Source organism: Streptomyces sp. NPDC055287, assembly GCF_053646035.1.
The window spans coordinates 1-5,879 of record NZ_JBSHNE010000098.1; the positions used below are offsets into that span (position 1 = coordinate 1).

Genomic DNA, 5,879 nt, shown 5'->3' on the forward strand with positions numbered 1-5,879 from the left:
ACAAGGAACGGAACACCGTCGAACGACTGATCAACAAGCTGAAGGCCTGGCGCGGCATCGCCACCCGGTACGACAAGACCCCGGACAGCTACCTCGCAGGCCTCCACCTCCGCGCCGCAATGATCTGGATCGACGACCTGCTCAAGACCACCCAATGATCACGACATCACACAGGCCCTAGGGGTGCGCCGGGGCCTTCTCGCTCGCCTTCTCGGCGGCCGGCTCGGGCGTCGATTCGGCGGCGTCTGCGGGCGCGGTGTACATCACCGAGTTCTGCTTGTTCTCCTTCTCGACGGTTCCCTTTTTGACGAGGCTCTCCAGGCTGTTGCGCACCACTTGGACGGACGTTGACCGGCCGTGCTTGTGGGCCAGTTCGGTGTGGACCTCGCGGGCCAGGTGCGGATGCCCGGGCTGGGCACGCAGGATGCCCAGAACAACCTCGTGCAGCGGCGGCTCAACGCTCTTCGTAGTCTCGGCCACTGCCTTGGCCGCCTTCTTCGCCGGTGCCTTGGTGACGGCCGCCTTTTCCTTCGGTACGGGAGCCTTCTTGGCCGGGGCCTTGGTGCGCGCCGCCCTCTTCTTGGTACCGGAAGGAGCGGTCGCCTGCGAAGACTCCTGGCGCGGCCGCGGCACAACCTGGGGTGCTTCAGTATCGGCCGGTGCACCAGCCTCCTCGGCCACGGGTGCGTTCTGTGACTGCGCCACCAGCCACTTCTCATCGCTCTGCAGTTGCTTCAGACGCCCCCGCAGTTCCGCCTGCTCCTCGCGGTTCGCCTTGAGATCGGCGGCATACTGCTCCGCGTACCTGCTCTGAATGGGGGTGTTGTCCGGCTTCTCGGCCACAGCAACTCTCTTTCCTCGTACGTACCTCGTTGTTGCCGCCGGATGCTACCCACCCCTGAGCGGCTGTAGCTGCTTTCCTGCGCGATGTGCACCCTGCGGGCACATGGCTGCGGCAGGTCTGCGGGGTGTCGGTGCCGGAGCAGGATGCGGATCGCCTCGGATAGCTTCCCCACTGGCTTCGTTCAGGTGAAGTGACAGCGTTTTGTGGACGGGTTGAGCAGCGGTTGGTGATCAACGATGGGCGGAGCGTCTTGTGACAAGCGAGTGCTGTCACCTCAGGGGCGGGGCGCTTTCTCGCCGTGCACGGCTGTGTATTCGGCTGCGAGCCAGGGTCCCAGGTGGTCGATGAGCATGCTGAGTACCGCCGGGTCTGCCGAGGGCGTGCGGCCGGTGGCCGCAGCGACGCGCATCTGCTTGACGCGCTGTGGGTAGTAGCGGCCGAATAGCTCGGCGGACTCGCTGAGGTCGCTTGTCCAGCCGCCCCAGCGAGGCATGATGAGCGTGAACCCTGTGCGGACGATGCGGCGGCCTACGACGCGGCTGAGGGTCTTGCGGTCGGCGTCCGTGGCGGCCTCGGCGGCTCGGGCGCGCCATCGCGGGAGCACCAGTGGGAGGTCGCCGTTCGTCTCGCGGGCGAGCAAGGATGTGGGGCGGTAGCGGGGAAGCTGTTCGGCGAGGTCGTCGCCGAGCAGTGGGGTACAGAGGCAGGCGACAAAAAAGCCGCCGTCATGGCGTTCGAGTTCGCTGAGAAGGTTGCGTGCGCCGGACAGGAGGATGCCGACGCCGTTGACTTGGGTACAGGAGCGGTCGAGAGCGGCTTCGATCGTCTTGGCGTCCGCTCGGTCGGCCTCAGTGGGCTCCTCGCGGAGGGCGAGAAGCAGGTCGAGGTCGGAGACACCGGGGATGGCGGCGCCGCGGGGAATGCTGCCGTAGAGGTAGGCGCTGTGCAGTCGTGTGCTGCCGAACATCTCGGTGATCTGGGCACGGGAGGCATCAACAACAGGGGCGAAAGCCTCTGACACGCGGCTCAGCGCACCTTCACGCGCGATCGTCCCATCCTGGTTCAGCCCTCTTCCGCTCATGGGATCACTGTGCCCCCCGACCTGCTATACCACCGAGGGGTTTTCCACGGCACGCTGTCACACGACTCCTCGGGTTCTGGCTCACCCCACGGCCTCGTCTCAGCGGGCCGCATCACCCGCAACTCGCATCGCCCAGAGGGAGGCTGCCGTTCCTGCTCTGCATGGCGGCGGACAGCCGGGCGACCGGCACCCAACCCGGCCGCCACCCTGGCCGGACACTGGTACAACCATCCTGGCCCTGGGGTACCGGGAGAGTTTCGCGACCCGGCTGCGGCATAGGCTCGTGGGTGAGGCGAGCCTCGAGGGGGAGGGGACGAGATGACGAGTTCGAGTGCCCAGTGGAGTGAGGGCGCGGCCTGCCGCAGCTCCGACCGGGAAGAACTGTTCGCAGACGCCACGCGGCAGAACCGGGTCAAGACGGTATGCGCCGGGTGCCCCGTTCGTACCGAGTGCCTCATCGAGGCCCTCGACAACCGCATTGAGTTCGGCGTGTGGGGCGGCATGACCGAGCGCGAGCGCAGAGCACTGCTGCGCCGCCGACCCCACGTGACGTCGTGGCGGCAGGTACTGGAATCGGCGCGGCACGCTCACGAGCAGCTGAAAGTCAGCTGACCAGCGACTTCAACCGGGGTTCGCAGGAAGCGCTGGGGGATGCTCTTATGGATGTCAAGCAGCGGTTGTGAGGTGACTCGGGGCTGCTGCTGTGGCGTTGGTGGCGGTCAGAACGTGGAAGATCTCGCGGGCGACGAACCGCTTGAGGCAGCGGATGATCTCCTTCTTCGAGAGGCCTTCTTTGGTGCGTTGTTCCATGTAGGTGCGGGTGCGCTGGTCCCAGCGGAGGCGGCAGAGCACGATCCGGTAGAGGGCCGCGTTCGCCGCCCGGTCACCGCCCCGGTTGAGGCGGTGGCGGTGGGTGCGGCCGGATGAGGCCGGCAGTGGGGCGACGCCGCAGAGCATCGCGAATGCCGCCTCGGAGCGGAGCCGGTTGGGATTGTCGCCCGCGGTGACCAGCAGTTGGCCAGCGACGTCCGGGCCGACTCCGTTGAGCTCGGTCAGGGCGGGGTTGATCTCCTGGGTTAGCGGAGCTATGAGCTTGTCCAGTTCTTCGATCTCCTGGCCCAGGTCGCAGTGGCGGCGGGCGAGGGAACGCAGGGCGATCTTCGTCGCGGTGACCGGATCGCCCGCCTGGTCGAGGTTGGGGCGGAAACCCGCACAGATGGTCAGCAGGTCCTTGTCCTTCAGGTGCCGCAGCATGGTGCGGACGCCTTCCGGTGCGGTGACGATCAGGGTCTTGATCTGCCTGGTGACGTCGGCGCGCTGCTGGACCGCGCTGCGGCGAGCGACTCGCAGGGCCCGAAGGGCCTCGACCCGGCCGTCACGCAACTTCGGTGTGCCGGTGCGGCGTTCGGCGAGCGCATCCCGGGCCGCTGCCTCTGCGTCGACCGGGTCGGACTTGCCCTGCCAGCGGCGGGTCTTGCGGTCCGGACGGTCGATCTCGACCACCGTCTCGTCGTGTTCACGCAAGTAGCGGGACAGGCCGGCGCCGTAGGCGCCGGCCCCCTCGACTCCAACCAGCACCAGGACACCGAAGGAGCGGAGCCAGGTCAGGAGCTTGCGGTAGCCGAGGGCGGAGGCTGGGAACTGGGCTGTACCCGAGACCCGCCCTGCCGAGTCGATCGCGGCTGCGGTGTGGGTGTCCTTGTGGGTGTCGACGCCGCCGGTGACCTCGACCTCATGCTGTGCCATCGTGGATCGTGCCGTCCTCTCCATTTGACCGGGCGGGATGGCACCCGTCGGCCGGGAGGGCGGACAAGACAGTGATGGGGCCTCTGGCCAGGCTCTTATGAAGTCACGTCCCCCGGTCCGGCGGATGCACACGAGCGTCCCCCGGACGGGGCCGACAAATCCCGTTGAGGACCCCGAGTCAGTCAGTCGGTGGGTCAGATCCCGCCGGGGAACGCTCATGAACATCCTCACTGTCAGTCGGCGTTTTCGAGCGAGGCACCGAACGATCTTCGAGTCCCTCGGGTAGGGCTGGTCGCCGTGCGGCCCGCTCGCTTATCCGACGAGGGCGAGGTTGTGCATGCGGGCGATGCCGAGCATGGCGTGGTGACGGCGTCGCCGTTGAGGCGGCAGTCGCGGAGGATCTTCCAGGTCTTCATGCGGGCGAAGGCGTGCTCGACGCGGGCGCGGACCTGCTTGTGGGACTTGTTGTGTTCCTCTTTCCAGTCCGGGAGTCCGGCCTGGCCGCGCTCGCGGCGGTGTGGGATGACGAGTCCGGTGCCCGGGTAGCCGCCATCGGCGATCGTGAGGGTCTTGCCGACGGCGGCCTTGGCGCCGGACTCCTCCCATGCCTTGCAGTCGTTGCGGTTTCCGGCAAGCGGCCGGCCGACCACGACGACCAGCCGGGTGTCGGCGTCGATGACGACCTGGTGGTTGGTGGAGTACCGGTAGTTCTTCGACCGCTCGGCGATGGTGTGGTCGCGGGTGGGGACCAGGGTGCCGTCCACGATGAGCACGGTGTCCTTGGCGAATCTTTTGCGGGGCTGGAGAGCGAGCATCGGCCCGAGGTGGTCGATGATGCGGTCCGCCGCCGACTTGGACGCCCCGAACAGCGGGGCGAGTTGCCGCATGGTCAGGTTCGTGCGCCAGTAGGCCGCGACCAGCAGGGCCCGGTCCTCCAGCGGAAGGCTCCACGGCCGGCCCTTGCGGACGGCGTCCGCACCCTGGCGCCGCAGAACGGTCACCAGCTTCCCGAACTGCCTCGGGCTCTGCCCGGTGAACGGGGTTATCCAGGACGGCTCCGACGCCGTGGTCACACCAGCCACGGCGAGATCGTCTCATCGTGATCATGCTGCGGGGCCGCCGGCCTCTGGCGGGACACATCTCGGTCGCCCGGACGGATTCGGCATGAGAGCCTCACGCCCGTGGCTACTGAAACCGAGGTGGGAGAGCTGTTGCACCGGCGCGGCTGGCGGACGGCATTCACGGTCACTGAAAAGGTGAACGCGTGGGATGCCCTGGTGAGCGTCATCGAGCGCGGCTACGGCGACGACATCTACGAGTACACCAACGACCTCTACTGCCGAAACTGGCTGCACGAGGCGTGGCTCCTGCTGGACGAACACGTCGTCCAGCTCTGGACCCCGCGGATCAAAGCTCTGGACGACCGGTACAAGGCCGCGACCATCGACGACGACGGCCAAGCACTCGATCAGTTCCACAGGCTGCCCGGCCCCGACCTGTGGTGGTGGCGGCGCCACCCCCGCATCCTCACCGGAGACCTCGGGCGTTCGCTTCGCTCGGCCGGTGCCATCGGCGCCGACCCGGACACGGCATGACCCTCAGCCTCGTGGGATTACGGGACAGCTCTTTCCAAGTCTCCGGTTGAGTGGGCGTGGGAGTAGTTGCGCGGAAGGGGGAATCCGAGGCATCAGATGACGCGGACATTGACAGCGGTTGGACCTTTACTTTCTTGTTCGACTTCGAATGCCACATCATCGTTTTCCCTGATGCGGTCGTTCAGCCCTGACGAGTGCACGAAGATCTCCTTGCCACCCGAATTGGGTGTGATGAACCCGAAACCCTTCGTTTCGTTATAGAACTTCACTACGCCTTCTTGCATTGCTGCCTCCTCGCCGAGGCGCACGTCGCGCCAGTGACACGAGCATCCCCCGGACCAGCTCACCGGTAAACGGACAATGTGATCGCATACCAGACCGACAAGGCGTCTGCTCACGCACCATCCGGCGAGCACCGGCGCAGATGCGTCATCGCCACCCGCTACGGCTAGGCCGCAACCATTTGCCTCACAGGGCTCCACATCGCAGGCACTCTGGTCCAACCGGATGATCCGAACGAAACGGCCTAGTAGTGCTTCGTTACGTCGTGTGATCTTGCCAGGTGAGGGGCAGCTTCTGGTTATGAAGCTGGGGGAGGTGGAACGGCTCCGGG

The 5,879-nt window shown here is 66.6% G+C and carries 6 protein-coding genes and 2 pseudogenes; 3 read left to right on the top strand and 5 right to left on the bottom strand.

The annotated features are described in order from the left end of the window. Positions 1 to 158, top strand: a pseudogene (locus ACWIHY_RS39920) (IS5/IS1182 family transposase); the annotation flags it as partial. 19 nt (positions 159 to 177) lie between these two features. On the opposite strand, the gene ACWIHY_RS39925 reads toward ACWIHY_RS39920, so the two are convergent. Together ACWIHY_RS39925 and ACWIHY_RS39930 are read right to left on the bottom strand one after the other, a co-directional pair. Continuing rightward, complete coding sequence (locus tag ACWIHY_RS39925) at positions 178 to 843, bottom strand: BlaI/MecI/CopY family transcriptional regulator (RefSeq protein ID WP_454381630.1); 666 nt, start codon at positions 841 to 843, stop codon at positions 178 to 180. A gap of 275 nt (positions 844 to 1,118) precedes the next feature. After that, positions 1,119 to 1,925, bottom strand: a complete 807-nt coding sequence (locus ACWIHY_RS39930; protein ID WP_454381632.1) for a nucleotidyltransferase — start codon at positions 1,923 to 1,925, stop codon at positions 1,119 to 1,121. 318 nt (positions 1,926 to 2,243) lie between these two features. Here ACWIHY_RS39930 and ACWIHY_RS39935 point away from each other — a divergent pair, with 318 nt between their 5' ends. Further along, complete coding sequence (locus tag ACWIHY_RS39935; protein ID WP_454381634.1) at positions 2,244 to 2,537, top strand: WhiB family transcriptional regulator; 294 nt, start codon at positions 2,244 to 2,246, stop codon at positions 2,535 to 2,537. 54 nt (positions 2,538 to 2,591) lie between these two features. Here the strand turns inward: ACWIHY_RS39935 and ACWIHY_RS39940 are convergent, their stop codons facing one another. Next, positions 2,592 to 3,695: an IS110 family transposase gene (locus ACWIHY_RS39940; protein WP_454381635.1), complete on the bottom strand. Its 1,104-nt coding sequence runs from the start codon at positions 3,693 to 3,695 to the stop codon at positions 2,592 to 2,594. A gap of 288 nt (positions 3,696 to 3,983) precedes the next feature. Next, positions 3,984 to 4,753 (bottom strand): annotated as a pseudogene (locus tag ACWIHY_RS39945) (transposase). 99 nt (positions 4,754 to 4,852) lie between these two features. Between ACWIHY_RS39945 and ACWIHY_RS39950 the strand changes: the two are divergent. Continuing rightward, positions 4,853 to 5,266 (top strand): hypothetical protein, encoded by a 414-nt coding sequence (locus ACWIHY_RS39950; RefSeq protein WP_454381637.1) that lies wholly within the window; start codon positions 4,853 to 4,855, stop codon positions 5,264 to 5,266. Positions 5,267 to 5,358: 92 nt separating this feature from the next. Here ACWIHY_RS39950 and ACWIHY_RS39955 read toward each other — a convergent pair. Further along, positions 5,359 to 5,879: cold-shock protein (locus ACWIHY_RS39955; RefSeq protein ID WP_454381639.1), on the bottom strand; the 521-nt coding region annotated here is incomplete at its 5' end.